Genomic DNA, 23482 nt, shown 5'->3' with positions numbered 1-23482 from the left:
GAACACTCCACGATTTTGCTCAACCCCTTGATACCCGCTCGCCCCGTGATCAGCCACCCAGCGCCAACTCGGCTGCCAGGGCGGCCCCGCATATTGTCGCCGTGATCGAAAGCGCCAGCCAGTCCGGCAGTTTCGGGCGGGACGGGACAGCCGATATCTGACCGATACCCCCGCGCGCCGTGATCGCGTCGCCCATCTCGTCAGCACGTCGCAGCGTCACCGTGACGGCTGTTGCAAGCAGGTCGATCAATTCCAACGCGCGGCGCCTCCGGCGGGCCCGCCGAGTCCGCGGTATTTCCCTCGGCCGTAGCCGGCGAGCAGCATAGAGTACCCGGAATTCGTCGACCAACATCGGAAAAGCACGCAGCGCCAACGCTAGAGCCACAGCCCATTCGTCCACCGGGATCCCCAGCCACCGCAATGGCCGACCCAATGTGGCCACAGCAGGCGCGATTTCGGCGACGTTGGTGGTCCAAGAAACCATCGCGCCCAGGGCGAGCAGCACGATTGACAGCGCGGTGATGCGTAAAAAGTGCAGCAGGCCGCCCAACCCGAGCGAGACGGTGTCCACCCGGATCACCGGATTCCCGCCGGCCAGCGCCGCAGTGAGGCCGCCCAGGGCCAGCAGGATCCACAGCCAGCGCGGCACCGACGGTAGTGCGCCGCGCGGAATGCGCGCAACCCGGCCCGCAGCCAGCACAAAGGCGGCCACCAGGCCGATCGAGACCCACCCTGGGTAAAACGTCAGCAGCACCGAGATACTGGCAACAACGATCAATTTGGTACCGGCCCACAGCTCGTGGACGGGTGAGCGGCCGGGCACCGGGCGCAGCAACACCACCGGCCGCGAGGGCCGGCGGCTCCCGGGGTCGGTCGGTACCGTCGCGGTCACGACACACCTCCGGCGGCGGTCGACGCCGGCTCCAGCATCCCGTCGCTCAGGTGCAGGACACGCGGGCACAGCTCTTCTAGCCCACCGAAGTCGTGGGAAATAACCACCAGCGTCAGACCCCGGTCGCGGCGCAGACTCTCCAGCAGCCGCAACAAACCCCGTGCGGTGCCGGCATCCAGGCCGGCCAGCGGCTCGTCGAGGATCAGCGCGCGGGGTGCACGGGCCAGCAGTCCGGCAAGCACCACCCGACGCATCTGACCACCGCTCAGTTGGTCGATCGGGCGTTTCGCCAGCGCGGCATCCAGTCCCACAACGGCCAGCGCCGACTCCACGCGAGCGTGATCGTCAGGTGGAAAGCCCGCGGCAGAGGCCACGTCCAGGTCGACACGACTGCGCATCAATTGCAGCCGCGCCGCCTGAAAGGCCAGTGCGACCGCACCGACTTGTTCATAGGTCGGGCGCCCGTCAAGCAGACAGCTTCCGCTGGTGGGTATCGTCAGCCCGGCCATGATCCAGGCCAGGGTGGACTTGCCCGAGCCGTTGCCGCCGTGGATCAGGACACCGTCTCCCTGGTGGACCACGAAATTGATGTCGCGCAGCGCAGTTTTCGCCCACGGTGTACCGCTGCCGTATTCATGGCCGACGCCAACGAGCTCCAGCACCGGCGCCTGCCACCGATGATCGACTGGGGGGGTCGCCGCCGGCGCAGGCACATTGTCAACCATCTCGGTGTTGTCCGGTGTGTCGCTGAGGTTGATCGTGCGATCCGCGGACGCGGCCTCGGTGTTGTAGTGCGTGATGTGAACCAGCGCCGTTCGGTGCCGCTTTTTCAAACCGGACAGGATGCTCAGCAGCGCGTCGCGGCCCTGCTGGTCGACCATGCTGGTGACCTCGTCGGCGATCAGCAGCGCCGGCTCGCGCGCCAGTGCCGCGGCCACCGCCAGCCGCTGCAGCTCACCCCCGGACAAACTTCCGGTGTCGCGTTCGGCGAGACCATCCAGCCCGACTTCGGCGAGCAAGCGGTTGACGTCGGTGGCCTTACCCGGCGGCAGTCCCCAGACGACGTCGTCGGCGACGCGGGTGCCCAACACTTGGCTTTCGGGATGCTGCATCACGACCGCGGTGCCGCCGAGCTGACCCAGGCCCACCGCACCGGGCCGCTCGACGCGACCCGATGTCGGCTGGCGGCCGGCCAAGATCAGCATCAGGGTGGTCTTCCCCGACCCGTTGGCGCCGGTGATCGCGATATGTTCGCCGACGTTGACGTCCAAGCTGATGGCGTGCAGCGCATCATGGTCGGTGCGCGGGTAACGGAAAGACACCCGGTCCAGCCGCACCGGAACCGGAGCGATGGGCCCGCTTTCGGCGGGAGCATCCAGTTTGTGCACATTAGGCACGCCGCGCATCCGCTCCAGCACCCGTGACAGCGCCCACCAGCCGATCAACGACACCACCATGATCGACACGATGGAATATCCCAGGAAAAGCCACGGCCAGTAATGCAGCGCAGCCGCAAAGCACCGCTTGAGGTCGTGTGCCGCCGTCACCATCCGAATCCGGGTCAAAACGGCAACGGTTCCGTCCACGTTGGCGGTGACGGCATCGAAGATCAACTTCCGCAGCCGCGCCAGCAAAGCAAGTGCGACGACCCCCACGGCCCCGAAAACCGCGCCGGCACCGAAGGATATGGCGACCACGCTGAGCGTCCCGCGGCGCCGGCGTTTAATGATTCCGGTTAGCCCGCCGATGTACACGCTGTTGACAACCGTCATGAAGCCACCCACGCCGGCGATCAGAAACGCGATCACCCCTGCGGCGACCGTCGCCGCGAGCAGCACCCGCAACCGGTAGCGGTAAGCCAGTAACCCCATCGGTACCGTGCCCAGCAACGCCAGTCCGCCCGCGAAGGGCAAGACCACCGAAACAATTGCGGTCGCGGCGCACAGTGCCGCCATCACCGATGCCTGGGCCAGCTCGCCCGGCCGCAGCGCTCCTCCCGGTCGGGAGGACGAAGCTGCCGCGGCGGTCACTCCACCGATTCTGCCAGTCGCCGAGGCCATCTTCGCCCGCACACACCCACCGCTGGGAGGATGATCGTGGTTCACTGTTCTACATAGCAAAGCTATGCAATGATGGGTATTGTGATATCTTCTGCCCCCGTAAAGCCCGCCGCCGACTACGGGGCAAGCGGCGGGTCCGGTTCAGGCCTGGGTGCGGAGCTGCTGGCGGTGGTGGCGCGGCTTAACCGGCTGGCCACCCAGCGCATCCAGCTGCCGCTGCCGGTCGCACAGGCCCGGCTGTTGTCGACTATCGAAGCCCATGGCGAAGCGCGCATTTGCGACCTGGCCGCTATCGATCACTGCTCCCAGCCCACCATGACCACGCAGGTGCGCCGACTCGAAGACGCTGGCCTGGTCACCCGGACCGTCGATCCCGGTGATGCCCGGGCGGTCCGGATTCGCATTACTCCCGAGGGGGTGCGCACACTCGATCGCGTCCGCGCCGACCGGGCTGCCGCCATCGATCCGCAACTGGCCTGTCTGACGCCGCGGGAGCGCCAAATTCTGGCGGACGCCGTCAGCGTGTTGCGCCGTCTTGTCGAGGATGCCGCACCCGCCTCACCGCACCCCAGCACTCGATGAAAGCCACGTTGTCAGCGCATACTCGGGTGTAGGGCGGGTAGACAACCATCGATCGGCCCAACAGAGCGGGTAACGAAAGGTGACGGTGCAATGCGGACCGAGGCGTCTGCCTCGACGTTGACCGTGTGGGTTGGCGCCGCGAGGTACGTCTTTCCCCCCGGCCGCGACGTCATCGTCGGCCGCGACAGCCGGTGCGATATCCGCCTGGACGAGCTGGACAACAGCGAATGGACGTCGCGCATCCATCTCGTGCTGCGGTTCACCGGTACCCACTGGGTCGCTATCGACCGGAGCCGCAACGGCATCTACCTCGATGGCGTGCGGATGTCGATGGTCAACATCCACGATGGCCAGGTCATCGCCCTCAGTGATCCGCAAGACGGGCCACAGCTGCTGTTCCGGCTCAGCGCGACACCCGAGGCACCAGCCAGGCCCGTCGCCCCGCCGCAGCGGCCAACCATGCCGGTCTCCCCCCTCCCCACTGCGGCGCATCCCATCCCGTCGGCCCGGCCGGCGCCACGCGCCGACAGACCGCCCATCCCGCCGGTTCGATTCACCCTGCCCGCCCGCTTCGCCCAGCCGACAAGCCCGGCAGCGGTCTCACCGCCGGCCGAACCGGCGCAGCGACCCGCCCCGCACCCTGCGGCACCCCCACAACCCACACGGTTGGACGAGCCGATCACTAAGCCGATGCCCCCGCCGGCTGCGCTGTCACCGGCGCCGGTGTCACCCCAGCCGGCGCAGCCGCCGCCTCCGCGGGCAGCGCCGCTTCCGCCCTCCGCGCCGCCGGCGGCCAACCCGCCGCCGCTCCCGGCGGCCTCGGCGCCGCGCCAGACACCCGCTGCCCAGCGAAAAAGTCCAGGTCGTGTCGGCAGAATGGCCGGCGCACTACACCACCTGTTATCGCGTCACCCAGCCGGCCAGCCGGACCAGACACCCACGACAGACCCCTTGCCGGTCATCGATGTTGCCCCGCAGGCGGGCACGGCCCCGCCGGCCGCGCCACCCGCCGACACCGCTGCACCGGAGCCGGCGCCCGAATCGGCTGCGCCGGCAGCAGACTCAGGCATCGCACAACAAGTCGAGAAGCCCGAGCCCGGCGCCCGGTCTGAAACAGCTGCCGCATCAGCGCCGTCCCCTGATCCCGCCACGCCGACGTCACAGGGTGTGCGGGCGTATCGGCTGGGGCTCACCGTCGACGGGCGCCAACTACTCGCCGATGTGTCGCTGAGCGCCCAGCCGGGCACACTGACCGCGGTGGTCGGCCCGTCGAGCACACACAACACTGCGTTGGTGAACCTCCTTGCCGGTGTCGAGCAGCCCACCTCGGGTGAGGTCACCGTCGACGGACATAGCGTGCAAGCTGCGCGCTCACGCGTCGGGATGGTGCCCCATGCGGATCTCGTGCATCGCCAGCTCACTGTCGAACAAGCGTTAGACTATGCCGCCGCAGTGCGGCTGCCTGCTGGCGCTTCTGCCGAGCAACGCCGTCGCGCAGTGGATTGGGTTCTCGCTCAACTGGAGTTGGATCCGTACCGCGCCACCCGTGTCGACCAGCTTTCCGCCGAATGCCGGCAACGCGCATCCCTGGCTGTCGAGCTGCTCACCCGGCCGTCGCTGCTTGTCCTCGATGAACCGATCGCAGAGCTGGATCGGGCGCTCGGACGCGAGATGATGGTGCTGCTGCGGCGGCTCGCCGACCAGGGCCTCGTCGTGGTGGTGGCGACGACGGCGCCAGTTCAGCTGGAGATGTGCGATCAGGTGCTGGTGCTCACCTCCGCGGGTACACCCGCCTTCGTCGGGCCGCCCGCCGGGCTCGCCAAGGCGACGGGTACCACCGACTGGCCGGAGACGCTATCCCGCCTGCGTACCGGCCCGAACGGCACCAACGATGCGGTCCTGACCCGTGCGCAGGCGCCCGAGCCGCCGTCCCGGGCTGCCGCCGCCGAGCCGCTGCCATCCCGGCTCGCCGATCTGGGCTGGTGGCGGCAAACCGCGCTGGTGGCTCGCCGCCAGATTCACCTGATCCTGGCGGCGCCGGGCTATCTGCTGTTCCTGGGGATCCTGCCGGTCGCCCTCGGGACGCTGGTGCTGGCGATACCGGGCCACGCCGGGCTGGGCCGTGCCGACCCCTACGGTGCTAATCCTCATGAAGCCGTTGAGATTTTGGTGCTGCTCAATATCGCCGCGGTGATAATCGGTATCGCGCTGACCATCCGCGACGTGCGCACCGAACGCTGGGTCTACCGGCGGGAGGCAACCGCTGCACTGTCGGCGTCGGCTTATCTCACCGGCAAGGTCATCGTGGTCAGCGCGGCCGCGGCCGCTGAGAGTGCCATCGTGACCGCGATCGTGATCCTGTGCAAAGGCGCGCCGGTGCACGGTGCCGTATTGCTGGGCAGTCCGATCGTCGAGCTTTACCTGGCGGTGGCGGCGACGGCGATCGTGTCGGGGATCGTGGGGCTAGTGCTCTCGGCGCTGGCTCAATCCATGCAGCAGGTCCTGCCCATGGTGGTGCTCGTGGTGTTGGCATCGTTGGTGTTTGCGGGCGGGTTGGTGCCGCTCGTGGGCACGCTGGGGTTCGACCAGATCTCTTGGCTGGTCCCGGCCCAGTGGGGGTTTGCGGCCATGGCGTCGGCGGTGGATCTGCGCAGGGCCGACTTGCTGGCCCGGCATGATGAATTGTGGACGCACTATTCGGGTTGGTGGCTGTTCGACATGGCCGTGTTGCTGTTGTTGGGGGCAGCCGGCATCGGCTTCCTGATGTGGCGGCTACACGCGCCCGGAATCGCCGCGCAACGACGGGTGCAGGCAGCTACATCGCGAGGAACAGAAACTGAGTGAGCTGGGCGGGCGAAAAATTATCGTCGCTGACCAGCACGACCGACCGGCGCCCGTCGGGCAGCTCGGGGCCAACGGTGATGCCTTCGATGTTGTCCAGCGGTGACACCGTGGCGGACAGGTCGGCGACGAGGGCTTTGCGCATCGGCGTCACCGCCGTGCCCGTCAGCGACGGTAGCGCCAACACGTCGGTGGCGGCGCCGACGTCGGCGCGGAATATCCGGACCGCCGGGGCGACGCTCTCGGCACGTTCCAGCACAAGAAACGTCGTGTCGGATAGTGCAACGAGGTCTGTCAGACCGTTGGAGTCGGCGGGCGCGGCGGCCGGCTCCAGCGGATAGGCGTACTGGGCGACCGGCGCCTGGGTATCGACGTCGAATTTGGTGATCCGCGTCAGCGCACCATGACTGCGGTTGGGCGGGTCGCCGTCGTGGTAACCAGGTTGCTCCATTGCGGCGAACACAAACTTGCCGTCGGGTGTCAGCGTCAGCCCTTCCAATACCCGGTTGCGCCGCGGACCGGTGCCGGCCGCTGACATCGCAAGCCCAGCGGGCAATCGGAACTGCCCCAGGTAGCTGCCGTCCAACGCGGCGACCCGGATCCACGGATCCAGCAGCACCGCCCGGCCATCGGTGATTCGCTCCCCCTCAGACGACCAATACAGCCGCTGCCGGACGGCGTCATAAGCGATGCCCTCCGGATCCGGGGGGACAACCGGCGGTGAGCTATCCAGCGACAGGGGCCTGAACGGGTGGCCGGACTCGTCCAGCAACGGGTGCGCGCCGATGAACTCAACCGTGCCCGCTGAGTCAGGCCGTGCTGGGCCGGAGGCGGCGCTAGGCGGTCTGGACGCGTCAATGCTCTTGTCGGGTAACGACAATCGTACGGTGTAGAAGCGTGCCGGGCCGTGTTCGGAGCGGTCGTCGCTGATCACGTAATAGATGTGGCGGCCGGGGTCGTAGCTGATACCCGATAAACCGCCGACGAGTGTGCCGTCGACCGTGGTGGCGTGCGGCACCTGCACCTGACCGAGGTAACGCAACTGTGGTTGAGGCGGGACGGTGGCCGCGGGCGCGCACCCGGCCACGAACAGCCAGCACACCACCAGCAACCGGCTCATCGGCGTCATCACACCACCGTGACGACACGTGAAACGATGTGACCGGTAGTGCCAACCGTGAGCGCAGCGAACAGCAGTTGCCGCGTCGCGGACCACCATGCTGGTTTGCCGGTGCAACGGGCGGTCACGCCGGTGCCGGCAGCTGCCCGCAGCCGGTCCCGGCTGACATTGATGTCGACGTGGTGGACGTCATGTGCTGCCGGCGTCTGCGGGGACATGCTGCCATCTAATCCCACCGGCTGTGCTCGGCCCACTGCGCGGTGGGCGGCAGGCGGTTACCGTCAGGTATGCCGGCAAAGACGACGAATACCGCCGAACACCTGCGCAACACATTGGACGGACGCTGGCGGGACGTGAAAAACCGCATGCGCGAGCAACTGGCCGACGAGGTTTTCCGCCCGCACTACACTCCGAACACGGTTATCGCCCGCACCAAAGTGTCCGAACAGATGAAGATCATGGCGGCCGCGGGCGCCGCCGAAGACGGGTTCCGCAAGGAACACGGCGGTACCGGCAACATCGGCGCGGGGATCACCCAGATACAGATGCTGGCGATGTCGGACCTGTCGTTGATGGTCAAGGCCGGTGTGCAGTGGGGCCTATTTGGTGGCGCCGTTGAAAACCTGGGTACCGAACGCCATCACGCATACCTGAGAAAGATCATCACACTGGAGCTTCGCGGTTGTTTCGCGATGACCGAGACCGGCCACGGCAGCGATGTACAGTCGCTCGAAACGACCGCGACGTACGACCCGGCGACCCAGGAGTTCGTCATCGACTCGCCCACTGCGTCGGCGCGCAAGGACTACATCGGGGGAGCCGCCGAAACCGCAACCATTGCAGCGGTTTTCGCACAGTTGATCACCCCCGAGGACGGTGAGCCGGTCAGCCACGGCGTGCACTGTTTTCTCGTGCCGATCCGTGACGTCGACGGCAACGACCTGCCTGGGGTAACGACCTCAGACAACCTTTACAAGGGCGGTCTTCCGGGCGTGGACAACGGTCGGATCGTGTTCGACCGCGTCCGCATACCGCGGGAAAACCTGCTCAACCGCTACGGGGACGTCGCCGCCGACGGCACTTACAGCTCGCCGATCGAAAGCCCTAATCGCCGGTTTTTCACCATGCTGGGCACGCTGGTGCGCGGGCGGGTCACCGTAGCCGGCAGCGCGGGCGCAGCGGCCCAGGTCGCTTTGGATATCGCCACCCGATACGCGTTGCAGCGCAGACAGTTCAAAGCGCCCGATGACGAGGGCGAGGTGCTGATCATGGACTACCTGGCGCATCAGCGCCGCCTGCTTCCGTTGATCGCCAAATCGTATGCGCTGCAGTTCGCCCAGAACGAGCTGGTCGCCAAACTTCACGACCTGCAGACTTCCGACGCCCCCGATCCCGAGGAACAACGCGAGCTCGACGCCCGCGCCGCGGGGTTGAAAGCTGCTAACACCTGGCATGCGGTCCGCGCTATCCAGGAAGCCCGGGAAGCGTGCGGCGGTGCGGGTTACATGGCGGAGAACCGGCTCATCGCATTGCGCGCCGATACTGACGTGTTCACCACCTTCGAGGGCGACAACCATGTGCTGACCCAGCTGGTGGCCAAGGAACTGTTGACCGCTTACGCCGACGACATCCGCAGCATGAGCCCGGTCGAATGGGTGCGCTTCGCTGCCAACGCGGTCAGCCAGCGTGTACTCAAACGCACTGCAGCCGAGACGATTATCCAAACTATCGTGGACGCCGGCCAGGACAGCGAAGAAGAGGGCAGCCTGTTTAACCGTGGTACCCAGATCAAGATGTTCGAGGACCGCGAGGAGTACCTGCTGTCGTCGGTCGCGCGCCGACTGCAGGCCAGAACCAACGAGATGTCGGCGTTCGAAGCGTTCAACGCGGTGCAGGATCACGTGCTACACGCAGCCCAGGCGCACACCGACCGGGTGGTGCTGGAGGCGTTCGTGGCCGGGATCGACTCGTGTGAGGACGATCAGGCCCGGGAGGTGCTCGGCATGGTTTGTGACCTGTACGTGCTATCGGTGATCGAGGACGATAAGGCCTGGTACATCGAGCACCGGTTTCTCTCCACCGAGCGGGCCAAGGCAGTCACCCGCGGAATCAACGAGCGGTGCCGGACACTGCGGCCGTATGCCGAGACGCTGGTCGATGGCTTCGGGATTCCCGAACAGCTGCGCCACGCCGAGATGCTGCACCCAGAAAACGTGCCCGGCTGAATTCGCCGGCCGTGCTGATACGCCGCCCGGCCGGTCGACGTGCGTCCCCCAAAAGCCCGCCTGCTCATCGCCCGCGCGGGCAATCAGCACCTGGTGCTCAGCCCTGCTCCCCCGGGAGGACTCGAACCTCCAACCCTTCGGTTAACAGCCGAACGCTCTGCCAGTTGAGCTACAGGGGACTATCCTGCCCACGCGGATCGCAGGATGACTCTAGCGTACTTGCGCTCACCGGGGGCCCGCGCCCGCTACCGCGCGCATGTTCACGCACGTAGGGCAGGATGGATCCATCGCACTGTCGTCGGGAGGGAGCGCTTTGATCCGGTATCTCCTTGTGCTGGGACTGGGCTATGTGTTGGGCGCAAGAGCCGGTCGTCGACGCTACGAGCAGATTGTCGGCACATATCGCGCGATTACCAACAACCCCGCTGCCAAGTCGATGATCGAGGCCGGACGTCGCAAGATCGCCAATCGGGTCTCACCCGACCGGCCGCTGGTGACGTTGGCCGAGATCGACAGCAAAACGACCGTCGTGCAACCGCAGCAGCCGAAAAACCCGAGCAATTGAGCACCGACAGCGTCAGGCACTCAGATCATCGCCCGCGGCCTGCTCAAGCAGGCTGCGTCGGTATGCCTCCATCGCGACCAAGTCGCCGAACAGCGCGTGATACTCGTCACCGTGCTCGACCGGTGACATGCGCTGCAGCTTGGATTTCACCTCGGCGATCTGCCTGCCCACCCAGACTTCCTGCAGGCGCGCCAACACCCCCGCGATATACCGCGGCAACCGCTCGTCGTCCTCGACCCGGATCGTCTCCACACCCAGCTCACTGACCAGCGCGGCAGCGGCGGGTGACGTGGTGCGTTGGCGCACCGCCTCAATCCACTGCGCTCCGGTGACACCGGAGGCGGTGCCGCCCGCCTGTTCGATGGCTGTGCGCACCGCCGCATAACCGGGATGGGTGAAGCTCTCGACCGCTAGCGCGTCGAACACCGGACCAGCCAGCGCCGGGTACTGCAGCGCCGATTTGAGCGCCTCCCGCTGCGGCCAGAGCGACGGGTCGCGCGGATCCGGGCGCAGGGCGGCGGGCTCCGGGCCGCCACCCGCTGGTGTCGCCGAGCCACGGCGGACGCGTCCCCCGCGGCTGGGGCTGTGGGGACTTCTCGCCTGGCTGCGCACCCGATCGATAACCTGCCCGACATCGGCCCAGCCCACCCAGCCGGCCAGCTGCCGGGCGTACTCGTCACGCAGGGTGGGATCTTTGATCTTGGCGACCATCGGAACGCAGCGCCGCAGCGCCGCCACCCTGCCCTCGGCGCTATCCAGGTCGACCTCGGCCAAGGCGGTACGAATCGCGAACTCGAACAAGGGAGTTCGCCGCGCCACCAGATCACGCAGCGCACCGTCGCCGCATGCCAGCCGCAGATCGCAGGGATCCATGCCGCCGGGAGCCACGGCAACGAAGGACTGGCCCGCAAGGTTCTGCTCGCCTGCAAACGCTTTGAGCGCCGCGGCGCGACCGGCCGCATCGCCGTCAAACACGTAGATCAGTTCGCCGCGGAAGAAGCTGTCGTCCATCATGAGCCGGCGCAACATCGCCAGGTGCTCATCGCCGAACGCGGTTCCGCAGGACGCGACCGCCGTGGTGACCCCGGCCAGATGCATGGCCATCACGTCGGTATACCCCTCCACGACCACGGCCTGATGCCCCTTGGCGATATCGCGTTTGGCCAAGTCAATGCCGAACAGCGCCGACGACTTCTTGTACAGCGATGTCTCAGGGGTGTTGACGTATTTGGCTTCGATCGGATCGTCGTCGAACAGCCGGCGCGCCCCGAACCCGATCACCTCGCCTGCCGGCGTGCGGATCGGCCACAGCAGCCGCCGGTGGAACCGGTCGATCGGGCCGTGCTTACCGTGGCGCGACAGGCCTGCAGCTTCCAGCTCCTTGAAATCAAAGCCCTTGCGCTGCAGATGCTTTGTCAAGGAATCCCAAGCGGATGGTGCGAAGCCACAGCCGAAGCGTCCGGCGGCGTCGGCGTCGAAATTGCGTTCCGACAGAAACCGCCGCGCCGGCGCCGCCTCCTCGGACTTCAGTGCTGCGGCGTAAAACTCGGCGGCAGCGGTGTTGGCGGCGACCAGCCTGCTGCGCGTACCCCGATCGCGTGGCACGCTGGTCGCCGCACCCGCATAGCTGATCGAGTAGCCGATTCGGTCGGCGAGCTGTTCGACCGCTTCGACAAAGCTGACATGCTCGATTTTTTGAATAAACGCGTACACGTCACCGCCTTCCCCACAGCCGAAACAGTGGAAATGGCCGTGATTAGGCCGGACGTGAAAGGACGGTGTTTTCTCGTTGTGGAACGGGCACAGGCCCTTCAACGAGTCGGCCCCGGCGCGGCGCAGTTGGACATAGTCACCGACGACCTCGTCGATGCGGACCTGCTCGCGGATGGCGGCGATGTCACGATCGGGGATTCGGCGGCCAGCCACCGGCTCAGTGTAGAGCCTTCTGCCCGGTGCTGATGCCCGCCGTCACCACCGATTCCCGTGCGGGTTAGCCGGGGCCAATGACGCCACAGGCCACCCGCTCTTCTGCATCGGGGGTGTATTCGGCGCCGTGGAGCACAAGAGCGGTCTTGCTCCCTGCCAGCAGGTCAGCTCTGGTGAAGGCATCGCTGGTGGTGACCAGCAGCGCAGCCCCGTCGCGCCGCACCTCCAGCGAAGGCAGGTCGCCGCTGGGGGGCATGCCGGTGTGCCCGGGCGCCTGGTAGTGCGGGCCGGCGGAGAGGAAGGCACCAGGCGCTCCACCAGTCGGGGCCGTCGAGTGGGGTTCGCACTTGCCCACCGAGTGGATGTGCATGTCATGGAATCCCGGCCTCAGCATGCCGGTGGCGACCGTCTTGACGGTGATGGTGGCATAGCCGTTGGCGAACTCGAAGGTGGCAGTGGCCACCGGCTGGCCGTCAACGGTTTTGAGCTGGGCCGTGAGTGTCTCGGCTCCAGGCGCCGGATGGGCCGGCGATGCCGGCGAAACATTCTGGGCCGGCGTGGTGCTGATGCGATGTTCGGACATGCACGCAGCTACAAAAAGCGGCAGCAGCGACAGCACGATGCCCGTAAAAGCGGGTTTGCCCATAATCGGGAGCCTAGCCTGGCGACGATGCGCGCCGCGCTGCGGCGCGAGGAGGAGCCGGGCCACAAGACCCCGCCTGGCGACGATGCGCGCCGCGCTGCGGCGCGAGGAGGAGCCGGGCCACAAGACCCCGCCTGGCGACGATGCGCGCCGCGCTGCGGCGGGTTACCCCCCGTGGTCGAACCGGTCTAACCGGCCACGATCCGTTCCAGCCGCCCTTCGGTGTAGGAGGCGATCTGGTCGACGATGACACGCAGCCGGGCACCGTCGTCGGCGGCGGTGTTGAACGCCGGCACAAAAACTGGGTCGAGAGTTTGCGGCGCGCCCGCAAGCAGCCAGGCGGCCACCTGGTGGACCCGTTCGCGCTGCGCGCGCTGACGCTCAAGATGTTGTGGGTCGGACATGATGTACTGCAGCGCCAGGATTTTCAGCACCGCGACCTCGGCACGGACCAGGTCAGGGACCTGCAGGTCGGCCCGATAGCGCGACAGTGGCCCCGAACCCGCGGCCGCGCGGGTGGCCGCTATCGCCGCCGAGGCGAACCGGCCCACCAGTTCACTGGTCAACCGCTTGAGCGCGACCGACGCCGAGAATGTGGCGTCGTACTTACCGACGGCGGCGACCACCGGCAGCTGTGAAAGCCGCTGCGCGGCCGCCCTCAGGTCGTCGGCATCGACCCGCGAGAATTCGGATTCACCCAGCTTGGCCAAGGCGGCGGCCTCGTTGTCGTCAGCGAGCACGCGCAGGTCGATGCGACCCGAGATGACACCGTCCTCGACGTCGTGCACCGAGTAGGCGACATCATCGGCCCAATCCATCACCTGCGCCTCCAGGCAGGCCCGATCCGGTGGCGCTCCCTGGCGGACCCAGGCGGCGGCGTCAGCATCCTCGTCGTAGAAACCGAACTTGTCTCCTCCCTGCGAGCGTGTCCACGGGTATTTGGTGACCGCGTCTAAAGCTGCGCGAGTCAGATTCAATCCCATGCTGCGGCCCTGCGGGTCAACGACTTTAGGCTCCAAGTTGGTAAGGATCCGAAAGTTCTGCGCATTGCTCTCGAAGCCGCCGCAGCCGGAGGCAACCTCGTTAAGCGCCTGTTCCCCGTTGTGCCCGTACGGTGGATGCCCAATGTCATGGGCCAGACCGGCCAGGTCAACCAGGTCGGGGTCACAACCCAGTCCGACCGCCATTCCACGCCCGATCTGCGCCACTTCCAGTGAATGGGTGAGCCGGGTGCGTGGGGTGTCGCTTTCGCGGGGGCCGACGACCTGTGTCTTGTCGGCTAGTCGGCGCAGCGCGGCGCTGTGCAGCACCCGGGCGCGGTCGCGGGCAAAATCGGAGCGGTGCTGGCCGTCGGTGCCCGGAAGACCCGCAGTCTTGGGGGCTTCGCGCACCCGCCGCTGACGGTCGACATCCTGATAGGGATCCTGCTGGTTGCTCACTGAGGACCAGTGTGCCAGGGCGGCCCAGAGATTCCCGCCAACGCGGCGGATTGGTTGACCGGCTGTGGGCCGCGTCGTCGCCCCCCGGGGTCGGTCGCGCGGAAGCGCCTCCAGGTATCGACGCAATAGATTGGCCACTATGCGCATCACCCGCATGCTCGCCGCGGTCCTGGGGCTGGTGATGCTCGGCCTGCTGCTGGCATCGCCCACCGCCGCGCGGCCCCCGTTTCGGCTGCCCGGCTACATCACCGACGACGCGGACGCGTTGACCAGCTCAGGTCGCATCGCAGTGGAGTCGGCGGTGCAGCGACTCTACGCCGACCGCCACATCCGCCTGTGGGTGGTCTATGTCGACACCTTTTCAGAAGACAGTGCTGTGAGCTGGGCCCAAAGCACTCGGCGCGACAGCGATCTGGGTGATTTCGACGCCCTTCTCGCTGTGGCCACCGTCGACCGTGCGTATGCCTTCCTGGTGCCGGCGACGGTACCGAATATCAGCTCGCGTCAAGTCGACGATCTCCGGCGCAACCAGATCGAGCCCGCGCTGCGGCGCGGGGATTGGAGCGGAGCGGCGGTGGCCGCGGCGAACGGGCTCGACAGTCCACCCGGATCGCCCGGGTGGGCACCCCTGCTGATTACGCTGGGCGTCGTCGCCGCCGGGTTGCTGGCTTTGTTGCTGATCATGCGCTATCGGCGCCGGCAGCGGCGCGCCGCCGAGCTAGCCGCGGCGCGCCGGGTCGACCCGACCGACCCGGACGCCCTTGCCGGTGTGCCGCTGGAGACGCTGGACGACCTGTCGCGGCAGATGGTGGTCGACGTCGACAATGCGTTGCGCACCAGCGCCAACGAGCTGGCGCTGGCGGTCGAGGAGTTCGGCGAGCAGCGAACCGAGCCGTTCACCCGCGCGGTGAACAACGCCAAATCAGCACTGGCGCAGGCGTTCACCATCCGGCAGCAACTCGATGACGCGATACCCGAGACTCCCGCACAGCGACGCGAATTGCTGACACGTGTGGTCGTCTCGGCGGCCCGCGCCGATCGGGAACTGGAGTCTCAGCGCCGGGCGTTCGAGCGGCTGCGGGATCTGGTCATCCACGCGCCGTCGCGGCTTGACGGGTTGACCCGGCAGTTTGTTGAGCTGACGGCCCGCATCGGCCCGGCCGAACAACGCCTCGCTGAGTTGCATCAGGAGTTCGACGCAGCCGCACTGACCTCGGTCGCCGACAATGTCGCGACCGCCAAAACGCGGCTGGCCTTCGCCGAGCAGAACATCGGCCGGGCACGCGAGCTGGCCGCGCACCCGGTCAGTGGGCAGCAGGCCGGACTGGTGGACGCTTTTCGCGCTGCCGAGTCGGCGTTGGGGCAAGCCCGCGCCCTGCTCGACGCCGTCGACCACGCATCCACCGATATCCATCACGCCTCCGCCACGTTGCCCTCGACCATCGCCGACATCCAGACCGCCATAGAGCAGGCCACCGCCCAGCTACGGCAAGCCCAATCCGTCGGCGTGCCGCACGCGGGCGAACTTGCCGCCGCGCGCGACGCCGCACTGGAGGCTCTCGACACCGCCCGGGCAAGCGGCTCCACCGATCCCCTGGGGGCGTTTACCCGATTAACCCGGGCCAGCGCGGATCTGGAGCGTCTGCTGGCGACCGTCGCGGAAGAACGGGCTGCCATCGATCGGCTCAACCGGGCGCTGGACCAAGCGCTGTTCACCGCGCAGTCACGGGTGCGCGCGGTTTCCGACTACATCGACACCCGCCGCGGCAGCATCGGACCCGAGGCGCGCACCCGGCTCGCCGAAGCAAACCAACAATTGCAGGCGGCGCACGACAAAAAAGCGAGTAACCCCGCCGAGGCGATCACTCATGCCACCAGCGCATCCGCGTTGGCCGCGCAAGCGCAGTCGTTGGCCAACGCCGACGTCCAGTCCACCGAGCGCGCCTATACCGCGCGCTACGGCAGCAGCGACGCGGGCGCGATGATCGGCGGGATCATCATCGGTGACATCCTCGGCGCGGAACTGCGCGGCGGATTTGGCGGCGGCTGGAGCCCCACCTCCTATGGCGGGTCCTCGGGCGACGACGGCGGCGGTTTGCTGGGAGGCGGCGGGCGGTTCTGAGGTCCGGCCCGATCGCACCGGACGTGTTCACCGAATTCAGCAGCCCCTTAGCCGCTTCGCCAGGTAGTCGGCGACATGGTCGATCGCGACGCGGTCCTGGGCCATGCTGTCGCGCTCGCGGACGGTGACCGCGTGGTCTTCGAGTGACTCGAAATCCACCGTCACGCAAAACGGGGTGCCCACCTCATCCTGGCGCCGATAACGCCGTCCGATGGCGCCGGCGTCGTCGAATTCGACATTCCAGCAGTGGCGGAGCTCGGCGGCCAAATCGCGGGCCTTGGGGCTCAGCTCGGGGTGACGGGACAACGGCAACACCGCGGCCTTGACCGGAGCGAGGCGTGGATCCAGCCGCAGCACGCTGCGCTTATCCATTCCACCTTTCGCGTTGGGGGCCTCGTCCTCGGCATACGCGTCGATCAGAAACGCCATGAACGAGCGGGTCAGGCCCGCCGCCGGTTCGATCACGTACGGCACGTACCGGGTGTCGGTGGCCTGGTCGTAGAAGGACAGGTCCACACCGGAATGCTTTGAGTGGGTGGATAAATCGAAGTCGGTACGGTTGGCCACACCTTCCAGTTCGCCCCACGGATTACCGGCGAAACCGAACTTGTACTCGATGTCGATGGTGCGCGCCGAATAGTGCGACAGCTTCTCTTTGGGGTGTTCCCACAACCTCAGGTTGTCGGGTTTGATCCCGAGGTCGACATACCACTGGCGCCGGTTTTGGACCCAATAATCGAACCACTCCGGCGCTGTCGACGGCTCGACGAAAAACTCCATCTCCATCTGCTCGAATTCGCGGGTGCGGAAGATGAAGTTGCCCGGGGTGATCTCATTACGGAAACTCTTACCCACCTGAGCGATACCGAAAGGTGGCCTTTTGCGCGCGGTCGTCACCACGTTGGCGAAGTTGATGAAGATACCCTGCGCGGTTTCCGGCCGCAGGTAGTGCAGCCCCTCTTCGCTTTCGATCGGCCCGAGGTAGGTCTTGAGCATCATGTTGAATTCGCGCGGTTCGGTCCACCGGCCGGGTTCGCCGGTGTCCGGGTCGCGAATGTCGGCCAGGCCGTTGGGCGGAGGATGTCCGTGCTTGGCTTCGTACTCCTCGATGAGATGGTCGGCGCGGTAGCGTTTGTGGGTGATCAGCGACTCGACCAGCGGATCGTGGAACACATCCACATGGCCCGAGGCTACCCAGACCTCGCGGGGCAGGATGATCGATGAATCGATCCCGACGACGTCGTCGCGGCTCGTGACCACCGTGCGCCACCACTGCCGCTTGATATTTTCCTTGAATTCCACCCCCAACGGCCCGTAATCCCATGCTGATTTGACGCCGCCATAGATTTCGCCGGACGGGTAGACAAATCCGCGCCGTTTGGCCAGGTTCACGACGGTATCGATGACAGACGCCACGAGGTGGTGCACTCCTTAGCCGCAAGGGATCGATCTTGAACAGCATCGTAGGCAGCGGTGAGCGGCTGCGCTGACGAGCATGAGCCATGGTAGCGACCGCAGCGTCACCTTTGACATGCGTGACTATGCATGTGACAGTGGAAACGATGAACAACCTCGACCAGCAGCTTTCCGGTAAGACCGGGTGAGATTCATGTCCCCGCCAATGTCCACCGCCGCCCACGGTGAACTCGACGCTCATGTGGCCGGCAGCCATGAGGACGGGAGATCCTCGTCACCTGATCTTCCGCTACCGCCACCCCGGGAGATTCTCGAGTCCGCTGGTGAGCTTTTGCGCGCTCTGGCCGCGCCGGTGCGGATCGCGATTGTGCTGCAGTTGCGCGAATCCCAGCGCTGCGTCCATGAGCTGGTCGACGCGCTGGGAGTGCCGCAGCCGCTGGTGAGCCAGCATCTGAAAATTCTCAAGGCGGCCGGCGTGGTCACCGGAGAACGGTCCGGCCGGGAGGTGCTCTACCGCCTGGCCGATCATCACCTCGCGCATATCGTCGTCGATGCGGTCGCGCACGCCGGCGAGGATCAGCTATGAGCGGTCCCGGCGTCCGCTCCACCCGGCAACGGGCGGCGATCTCAACGCTGCTGGAGACCCTCGACGATTTCCGGTCCGCCCAGGAATTGCATGAGGAGCTGCGCCGGAGAGGTGAAAACATCGGCCTGACCACGGTGTATCGGACACTGCAGTCGATGTCGGCGGCGGGGCTGGTCGACACGTTGCGCACCGACACCGGCGAGTCGGTGTACCGCCGCTGCTCGGAGCAGCATCACCACCATCTGGTATGCCGTGACTGTGGGTCAACGGTGGAGGTGGGTGACCGCGAAGTGGAGGCATGGGCCGCCGAGGTGGCGGCCAAACACGGATTTTCCGATGTCAGCCACACCATCGAGATCTTCGGCACCTGCTCGGCGTGCCGCTGAGAACAGGGTGTCCCGGCAGCGTGGTATTCATCGGTCCACCCGACAGCACTACCCGGTCAGTGCCCGGCGGATTTCGGCACCTCGGTCAAGCACCAGCAAGACAAGTGTGCGCAGCGCGTCGTCGCTCAACCCGGCGCCGGGAAAGTTGTAGCGCAGCATCACGTCGGCGATTTTGGCGCTGGCGCGCTTCGCAGTTGCCTCGCTGTCCCGCTCCACCAGCGCCACGGTGCCGAGCTGGGTAGTGTTGGCCTGCGCGGTCACCCGATCACGAATCCGCCTGGTCAGCGGTACATCCCACGCCACAACCTGGGTGAGCGACACCAGCTCGAGGCCCTCGGTGATGGTGACCACCCGCAGCGACGCCAGTGTGTGGTTGTGCCGGACAGTCAGCGCGCCGTCGGGTTCCTCCTCGACGGCCAACACCTCGCCGAGCACCGTCACCAACCGCTCTTGCAGGGACGGCATCACGCGCGCCCGAACCGCCGATGACGGGAGGCGTACTCCTCGCAGGCAGCCCACAGATCGCGACGGTCATAGTCGGGCCACAACTTGTCGGAAAAGATGTACTCGGCATACGCCGCCTGCCACAGCATGAAGTTGCTGGACCGCTTTTCGCCCGAGGTCCGCAGTAACAAGTCGACGTCGGGGGTGTCGGGCCGGTAGAGGTGGCGGGCGATCGTGGCCTCCGTGATCCGGTCGGGATTCAGCTTGCCGCCGGCGGCTTCACGCGCGATAGCCCGTGTGGCTTCTGTGATTTCGGTTCTTCCGCCGTAGTTGACGCAGTAGTTGACCGTGATGACGTCGTTGTGCGCGGTCATCTTCTCGGCGATTTCAAGCTCCTTGATGACGCTGCGCCACAACCGGGGCCGCGCACCCACCCACCGGATCCGGACACCCATCGCGTTGAGGTTCTCCCGGCGCCGGCGTACCACATCGCGGTTGAAGCCCATCAAAAAGCGCACCTCCTCGGCGGAACGCTTCCAGTTCTCGGTGGAGAACGCATACAAGCTGAGCCATTTGATTCCCAGTTCGATTGCGCCGCAGGCAATGTCGATCACCACCGCCTCGCCCATCTTGTGGCCCTCGGTGCGGGGCAGTCCGCGCTGGGTGGCCCAGCGGCCATTGCCGTCCATCACGATCGCGACGTGGCCGGGCAGCTGATCGGCCCGGATCCGCGGAGCGGCGGCCTTCGAGATGTGCTGCGGGGGCCGGCGCGGGCCACCATCCGGGGCCGGTGGCAGCTCCGGGAAGACGACTGGCCACGTCGAATTATCGGGGAAGGTGGGGTAATCCTCGGGCGCCGGATCCAGCTGCGGATAATCACGTGCCTTCCGGTCACGCTCAGCCCCGCGCCCTGAGCCGGGACTCATCGCCATGGGCAACATCCTGCCCGACCAGCGGAATCCGATCGTCCGCGGCGTTGTGATCAACCCGACAGGTCCGCTCCACCAGTGGCAATGTCCGCAGTTGCCGTTCCAGATGCCATTGCAGGTGGGCAGCCACCAGCCCGCTGACGTGGCTCCGGTGGGACGCCGGTGCGGCCTGCGCAGTCTCCCAGTCGCCGTCGCGCAGCGCGGCCATCAACTCCAGCACACCCGGTGGTGGTGTGGTGGCACCGGCGGGGCGGCAGTGCGCGCAGACACTGCCGCCGGCGGCGATGTGAAACGCGCGATGCGGACCGGGCAGGGCGCAGCGGGCACATTCAGTCAGCGCCGGTGCCCATCCCGCGATACCCATGGCGCGCAACAGGTAAGCGTCCAGCACCAGCTCGCGGGGCCGTCGTCCGTCGGCCACCGCCCGCAGTGCGCCCACCGTGAGGCGGTGCAACGCCGGCACCGGCGCACGCTCTTCGCCGGCGAGGTGTTCAGCGGTCTCGAGCATTGCGCACGCGCAGGTGTAGCGGCCGTAGTCGCTGACGATGTCGGTGGCGAACGCGTCGATCGAGACGACCTGGGTGACGATGTCGAGGTTGCGCCCCGGGTACAGCTGCACGTCGATATGCGCGAACGGTTCCAGTCGCGCGCCGAACTTACTGCGGGTACGACGTACCCCCTTGGCCACGGCGCGGACCAGCCCGTGATCACGGGTGAGCAGGGTGACGATCCGGTCGGCTTCGCCGAGTTTGTGCTGGCGAAGCACCACCGCCCGGTCCCGGTACAACCGCATCACATCAGTGTGGCATTGTGCTGCGGCAGTATCGGGATGCGCGCCGATACTCTCGATATCGATGACGCACGATTACGCATCCGCCGATCCGCGTTTTCCCACCATCATCGACCAGCTCTACCAACTGGCCAACGGCGAGGTCACTTCCGAGGAGCTGGTGCGCCGTTCGCTGAACGCCATCGACGCCAGTCAACCCACGCTCAACGCGTTCCGCGTGGTGCTCACCGAGTCGGCGCTGGCCGACGCCGCCGAAGCCGACCGGCGCCGGGCCGCCGGTGATACCGCACCGCTGCTGGGCATCCCGATCGCAGTCAAAGACGATGTCGATATCGCGGGAGTGCCAACGGCTTTCGGCACCAATGGCTATGTCGCCCCCGCCGCCGCAGACTCCGAGGTGGTTCGTCGGCTCAAGGCAGCGGGCGCGGTCATCGTCGGCAAAACCAACACTTGCGAACTCGGCCAGTGGCCGTTCACCAGCGGACCCGGGTTCGGCTACACCCGCAATCCCTGGTCACCGCAGCACACCCCGGGCGGATCCTCGGGAGGCAGCGCCGCTGCCGTAGCAGCCGGACTAGTCACCGCCGCGATCGGCTCCGACGGGGCTGGCAGTATCCGCATCCCTGCGGCATGGACACATTTGGTGGGAATCAAGCCGCAACGCGGCCGCATCTCCACCTGGCCGTTACCGGAGTCATTCAACGGCATCACGGTCAACGGTGTGCTGGCCCGTACGGTGGCCGACGCGGCGTTGGTGCTCGACGCCGCGTCCGGCAACGTCGACGGTGATCTGCACAAACCGCCACCGGTGACGGTGTCCGACTATGTGGGCAGCGCACCCGGTCCGCTGCGGATCGCGCTGTCCACCCAGTTCCCGTTCACCGGGTTCCGCCCCACGCTGCACCCGGAGATCCGGGCCGCGCTGCACACTATGGCTCACCAGCTCGAGCTGCTGGGCCACACGGTGATCCCCGGTAACCCGGACTACGGTCTGCGGCTATCGTGGGACTTTCTGGCCCGCTCCACGTCGGGTCTGCTGGACTGGGCCGAACGCCTCGGCGACAGCGTCACCCTGGATCCGCGGACGGTGGCCAATATGCGGATAGGCCGGTTGTTATCCCAGTCAGCGCTGCGCAACGCGCGTGCCCACGAAGCCGCAAACCAACGCAGGGTGAGCTCGATCTTTCGTGTCGTCGACGTGGTGTTGGCCCCGACGACCGCGCAGCCGCCACCGTTGGTGCACACATTTGACAAGCTGAGCGGGCTGGAGACCGACCGCATGATGATCAGGGCATGCCCGGTCACCTGGCCGTGGAACCTGCTGGGATGGCCGTCGATCAACGTTCCCGCGGGGTTCACCGCGCAGGGCCTGCCGATCGGCGTGCAGCTGATGGGTCCGGCCAACAGCGAGGGTCTGCTGGTGTCGCTGGCCGCTGAACTCGAGGCCATTTGCGGCTGGGCCAGCAAACAGCCTGGCATGTGGTGGAATACCGGGACGGGTACGCCCCCGGTTTCCAGCGGACCGCAAACGGTACGCTGACAGCCGTCAAAACCCCAGCCGGCCAAGCTGCTTAGGGTCGCGCTGCCAGTTCTTGGCCACTTTGACGTGCAGGTCCAGGTAAACCCTGGTGCCCAACAGCCTTTCGATCTGACGCCGCGCGGTGCTGCCCACCTCCCGCAGCCGGGCGCCGCCTCGGCCGATGACGATCCCTTTCTGGCTGGGCCGCTCGACGTAGAGCAGTGCACGCACATCGACCAGGTCGTCACGTCCCTCGCGGGGACTGATCTCGTCGATCACCACCGCCAGGGAATGCGGGAGCTCGTCGCCTAATCCCTCCAGGGCGGCCTCGCGGATGAACTCGGCCATCAAGACCTCTTCGGGCTCGTCCGTCAGCTCCCCTTCGGGGTAGTACACCGGGCCAGGGGGCAGCGCGGCGGCCAGCACGTCGATCAGCACGTCGATTCGCTCCCCGGTGAGCGCCGACACCGGCACGACCTCCGCCTCCCGACCGCCCCGGGCTTCGACGAGTTCACTGACCGCGACCAGCTGGGCGGCCACCTGCTCCTTGGACACCTTGTCGATCTTGGTGACGACCAGCACCAGGGTCGTCTGCGGTGCCACAGATCGGATCTGCTCGACGATCCAGCGGTCCCCCGGCCCGATAGCCTCGTCCGCGGGAATGCACAATCCGATCACGTCGACCTGAGCGTAGGTGTCGCGCACCAGGTTGTTGAGGCGCTTTCCCAGCAATGTGCGCGGCCGGTGCAGCCCCGGGGTGTCGACCACGATGAGCTGGAAGTTCTCCGCGTGCACGATTCCGCGAATGGTGTGCCTGGTGGTCTGCGGGCGGGTTGAGGTGATCGCTACTTTGGAACCCACCAGGGCATTTGTCAGCGTGGACTTGCCGGTGTTCGGTCGGCCGACCAAACAGACAAACCCAGACCGGAACTCGCTCACGCTCGTCGGTTCACCGAACGTGCGCACAGGGCGGTTTGCCGTGTGGTTTTCCGCCGTG

General features: G+C 66.7%; 20 protein-coding genes and 1 tRNA gene. 8 read left to right on the top strand and 13 right to left on the bottom strand.

Translation table 11 applies throughout. The annotated features are described in order from the left end of the window. Positions 1-49: 49 nt before the first annotated feature. Both G6N08_RS13650 and G6N08_RS13645 read right to left on the bottom strand, forming a co-directional pair. A complete protein-coding gene (locus tag G6N08_RS13650; RefSeq protein WP_174813296.1) occupies positions 50-892 on the bottom strand; it encodes a CbiQ family ECF transporter T component in 843 nt (280 codons plus the stop codon). Next, positions 889-2847, bottom strand: coding sequence for an ABC transporter ATP-binding protein (locus G6N08_RS13645; protein WP_163760600.1), 1959 nt, complete (start codon positions 2845-2847; stop codon positions 889-891). Before G6N08_RS13645 ends, G6N08_RS13650 begins: the two co-directional genes overlap by 4 nt. A 177-nt stretch (positions 2848-3024) precedes the next feature. Here G6N08_RS13645 and G6N08_RS13640 point away from each other — a divergent pair, with 177 nt between their 5' ends. After that, positions 3025-3534, top strand: coding sequence for a MarR family winged helix-turn-helix transcriptional regulator (locus G6N08_RS13640; protein ID WP_163758098.1), 510 nt, complete (start codon positions 3025-3027; stop codon positions 3532-3534). 90 nt (positions 3535-3624) lie between these two features. Further along, positions 3625-6378, top strand: coding sequence for an ATP-binding cassette domain-containing protein (locus tag G6N08_RS13635; RefSeq protein WP_163758095.1), 2754 nt, complete (start codon positions 3625-3627; stop codon positions 6376-6378). Here the strand turns inward: G6N08_RS13635 and G6N08_RS13630 are convergent. After that, positions 6350-7504: an esterase-like activity of phytase family protein gene (locus tag G6N08_RS13630; RefSeq protein WP_163758093.1), complete on the bottom strand. Its 1155-nt coding sequence runs from the start codon at positions 7502-7504 to the stop codon at positions 6350-6352. The genes G6N08_RS13635 and G6N08_RS13630 overlap by 29 nt on opposite strands. Then, positions 7504-7713, bottom strand: a complete 210-nt coding sequence (locus G6N08_RS13625) for a hypothetical protein (RefSeq protein WP_163758091.1) — start codon at positions 7711-7713, stop codon at positions 7504-7506. The genes G6N08_RS13630 and G6N08_RS13625 overlap by 1 nt, the downstream gene beginning before the upstream one ends. 69 nt (positions 7714-7782) lie before the next feature. Between G6N08_RS13625 and G6N08_RS13620 the strand changes: the two genes are divergently transcribed. Beyond that, positions 7783-9720 carry an acyl-CoA dehydrogenase family protein gene (locus G6N08_RS13620; protein WP_163758090.1) on the top strand — a complete coding sequence of 646 codons (1938 nt, stop codon included), beginning with the start codon at positions 7783-7785 and terminating at the stop codon, positions 9718-9720. Between the two features lie 106 nt (positions 9721-9826). Here the strand turns inward: G6N08_RS13620 and G6N08_RS13615 are convergent. Beyond that, positions 9827-9899: transfer RNA gene (locus tag G6N08_RS13615), tRNA-Asn, on the bottom strand. A gap of 134 nt (positions 9900-10033) precedes the next feature. On the opposite strand from G6N08_RS13615, the gene G6N08_RS13610 reads away from it, so the two are divergent. Further along, complete coding sequence (locus G6N08_RS13610) at positions 10034-10285, top strand: hypothetical protein (protein WP_163758088.1); 252 nt, start codon at positions 10034-10036, stop codon at positions 10283-10285. A gap of 12 nt (positions 10286-10297) precedes the next feature. On the opposite strand, the gene dnaG is transcribed toward G6N08_RS13610, so the two are convergent. From dnaG to G6N08_RS13595, 3 genes are all read right to left on the bottom strand, one after another. Next, positions 10298-12211 (bottom strand): DNA primase, encoded by a 1914-nt coding sequence (gene dnaG, locus G6N08_RS13605; RefSeq protein ID WP_163758085.1) that lies wholly within the window; start codon positions 12209-12211, stop codon positions 10298-10300. 64 nt (positions 12212-12275) lie between these two features. After that, positions 12276-12857, bottom strand: coding sequence for a superoxide dismutase family protein (locus tag G6N08_RS13600; RefSeq protein WP_163758083.1), 582 nt, complete (start codon positions 12855-12857; stop codon positions 12276-12278). 185 nt (positions 12858-13042) lie between these two features. Further along, complete coding sequence (locus G6N08_RS13595) at positions 13043-14293, bottom strand: deoxyguanosinetriphosphate triphosphohydrolase (protein ID WP_246216755.1); 1251 nt, start codon at positions 14291-14293, stop codon at positions 13043-13045. Positions 14294-14432: 139 nt separating this feature from the next. On the opposite strand from G6N08_RS13595, the gene G6N08_RS13590 reads away from it, so the two are divergent. Continuing rightward, entirely contained in the window at positions 14433-16415 is a 1983-nt protein-coding gene (locus tag G6N08_RS13590) for a TPM domain-containing protein (RefSeq protein ID WP_163758079.1), read from the top strand. 36 nt (positions 16416-16451) lie between these two features. Here G6N08_RS13590 and G6N08_RS13585 read toward each other — a convergent pair whose 3' ends face one another. After that, the gene (locus tag G6N08_RS13585) at positions 16452-17843 is read right to left on the bottom strand and encodes a glycine--tRNA ligase (protein ID WP_163758077.1); all 1392 of its coding nucleotides are present in this window, start codon (positions 17841-17843) and stop codon (positions 16452-16454) included. Positions 17844-18024: 181 nt separating this feature from the next. Between G6N08_RS13585 and G6N08_RS13580 the strand changes: the two genes are divergently transcribed. Together G6N08_RS13580 and G6N08_RS13575 are read left to right on the top strand one after the other, a co-directional pair. Further along, positions 18025-18417, top strand: a complete 393-nt coding sequence (locus G6N08_RS13580) for an ArsR/SmtB family transcription factor (RefSeq protein ID WP_371869024.1) — start codon at positions 18025-18027, stop codon at positions 18415-18417. Further along, entirely contained in the window at positions 18414-18803 is a 390-nt protein-coding gene (locus G6N08_RS13575; protein ID WP_163758074.1) for a Fur family transcriptional regulator, read from the top strand. The genes G6N08_RS13580 and G6N08_RS13575 overlap by 4 nt, the downstream gene beginning before the upstream one ends. Before the next feature lie 48 nt (positions 18804-18851). Here G6N08_RS13575 and G6N08_RS13570 read toward each other — a convergent pair whose 3' ends face one another. Genes G6N08_RS13570 through recO form a run of 3 tightly spaced genes read right to left on the bottom strand, consistent with a single transcriptional unit; the run spans position 18852 to position 20969 of the window. Continuing rightward, on the bottom strand, positions 18852-19268 hold the full coding sequence (locus tag G6N08_RS13570; protein ID WP_163758073.1) for a hypothetical protein: 417 nt from the start codon (positions 19266-19268) through the stop codon (positions 18852-18854). Beyond that, a complete protein-coding gene (locus G6N08_RS13565) occupies positions 19268-20173 on the bottom strand; it encodes a decaprenyl diphosphate synthase (RefSeq protein WP_163760596.1) in 906 nt (301 codons plus the stop codon). The genes G6N08_RS13570 and G6N08_RS13565 overlap by 1 nt, the downstream gene beginning before the upstream one ends. Further along, on the bottom strand, positions 20145-20969 hold the full coding sequence (gene recO / locus G6N08_RS13560; RefSeq protein WP_163758071.1) for a DNA repair protein RecO: 825 nt from the start codon (positions 20967-20969) through the stop codon (positions 20145-20147). The genes G6N08_RS13565 and recO overlap by 29 nt, the downstream gene beginning before the upstream one ends. Positions 20970-21030: 61 nt before the next feature. Here recO and G6N08_RS13555 point away from each other — a divergent pair, with 61 nt between their 5' ends. After that, positions 21031-22506 (top strand): amidase, encoded by a 1476-nt coding sequence (locus tag G6N08_RS13555; protein ID WP_163758069.1) that lies wholly within the window; start codon positions 21031-21033, stop codon positions 22504-22506. A gap of 6 nt (positions 22507-22512) precedes the next feature. Here the strand turns inward: G6N08_RS13555 and era are convergent, their stop codons facing one another. Next, entirely contained in the window at positions 22513-23424 is a 912-nt protein-coding gene (gene era / locus G6N08_RS13550; RefSeq protein ID WP_163758067.1) for a GTPase Era, read from the bottom strand. Positions 23425-23482 lie beyond the last annotated feature (58 nt).

It is taken from the genome of Mycobacterium botniense (assembly GCF_010723305.1).
Taxonomy (GTDB): Bacteria; Actinomycetota; Actinomycetes; order Mycobacteriales; family Mycobacteriaceae; genus Mycobacterium; species Mycobacterium botniense.
This window is presented reverse-complemented; position numbering and strand designations above follow the sequence as displayed.

Excerpts from the sequence above, each read along its gene's own strand:
- G6N08_RS13555 (WP_163758069.1), top strand. The coding sequence starts at position 21,031 with ATGACGCACGATTACGCATCCGCCGATCCGCGTTTTCCCACCATCATC.
- G6N08_RS13640 (WP_163758098.1), top strand. The coding sequence starts at position 3,025 with ATGGGTATTGTGATATCTTCTGCCCCCGTAAAGCCCGCCGCCGACTAC.
- G6N08_RS13570 (WP_163758073.1), bottom strand. The coding sequence starts at position 19,268 with ATGCCGTCCCTGCAAGAGCGGTTGGTGACGGTGCTCGGCGAGGTGTTG.
- G6N08_RS13620 (WP_163758090.1), top strand. The coding sequence starts at position 7,783 with ATGCCGGCAAAGACGACGAATACCGCCGAACACCTGCGCAACACATTG.
- G6N08_RS13565 (WP_163760596.1), bottom strand. The coding sequence starts at position 20,173 with ATGAGTCCCGGCTCAGGGCGCGGGGCTGAGCGTGACCGGAAGGCACGT.
- G6N08_RS13645 (WP_163760600.1), bottom strand. The coding sequence starts at position 2,847 with ATGGCGGCACTGTGCGCCGCGACCGCAATTGTTTCGGTGGTCTTGCCC.
- G6N08_RS13600 (WP_163758083.1), bottom strand. The coding sequence starts at position 12,857 with ATGGGCAAACCCGCTTTTACGGGCATCGTGCTGTCGCTGCTGCCGCTT.
- G6N08_RS13580 (WP_371869024.1), top strand. The coding sequence starts at position 18,025 with ATGTCCCCGCCAATGTCCACCGCCGCCCACGGTGAACTCGACGCTCAT.
- G6N08_RS13625 (WP_163758091.1), bottom strand. The coding sequence starts at position 7,713 with ATGTCCCCGCAGACGCCGGCAGCACATGACGTCCACCACGTCGACATC.
- G6N08_RS13630 (WP_163758093.1), bottom strand. The coding sequence starts at position 7,504 with ATGACGCCGATGAGCCGGTTGCTGGTGGTGTGCTGGCTGTTCGTGGCC.
- G6N08_RS13635 (WP_163758095.1), top strand. The coding sequence starts at position 3,625 with ATGCGGACCGAGGCGTCTGCCTCGACGTTGACCGTGTGGGTTGGCGCC.
- G6N08_RS13590 (WP_163758079.1), top strand. The coding sequence starts at position 14,433 with ATGCGCATCACCCGCATGCTCGCCGCGGTCCTGGGGCTGGTGATGCTC.
- G6N08_RS13575 (WP_163758074.1), top strand. The coding sequence starts at position 18,414 with ATGAGCGGTCCCGGCGTCCGCTCCACCCGGCAACGGGCGGCGATCTCA.
- recO (WP_163758071.1), bottom strand. The coding sequence starts at position 20,969 with ATGCGGTTGTACCGGGACCGGGCGGTGGTGCTTCGCCAGCACAAACTC.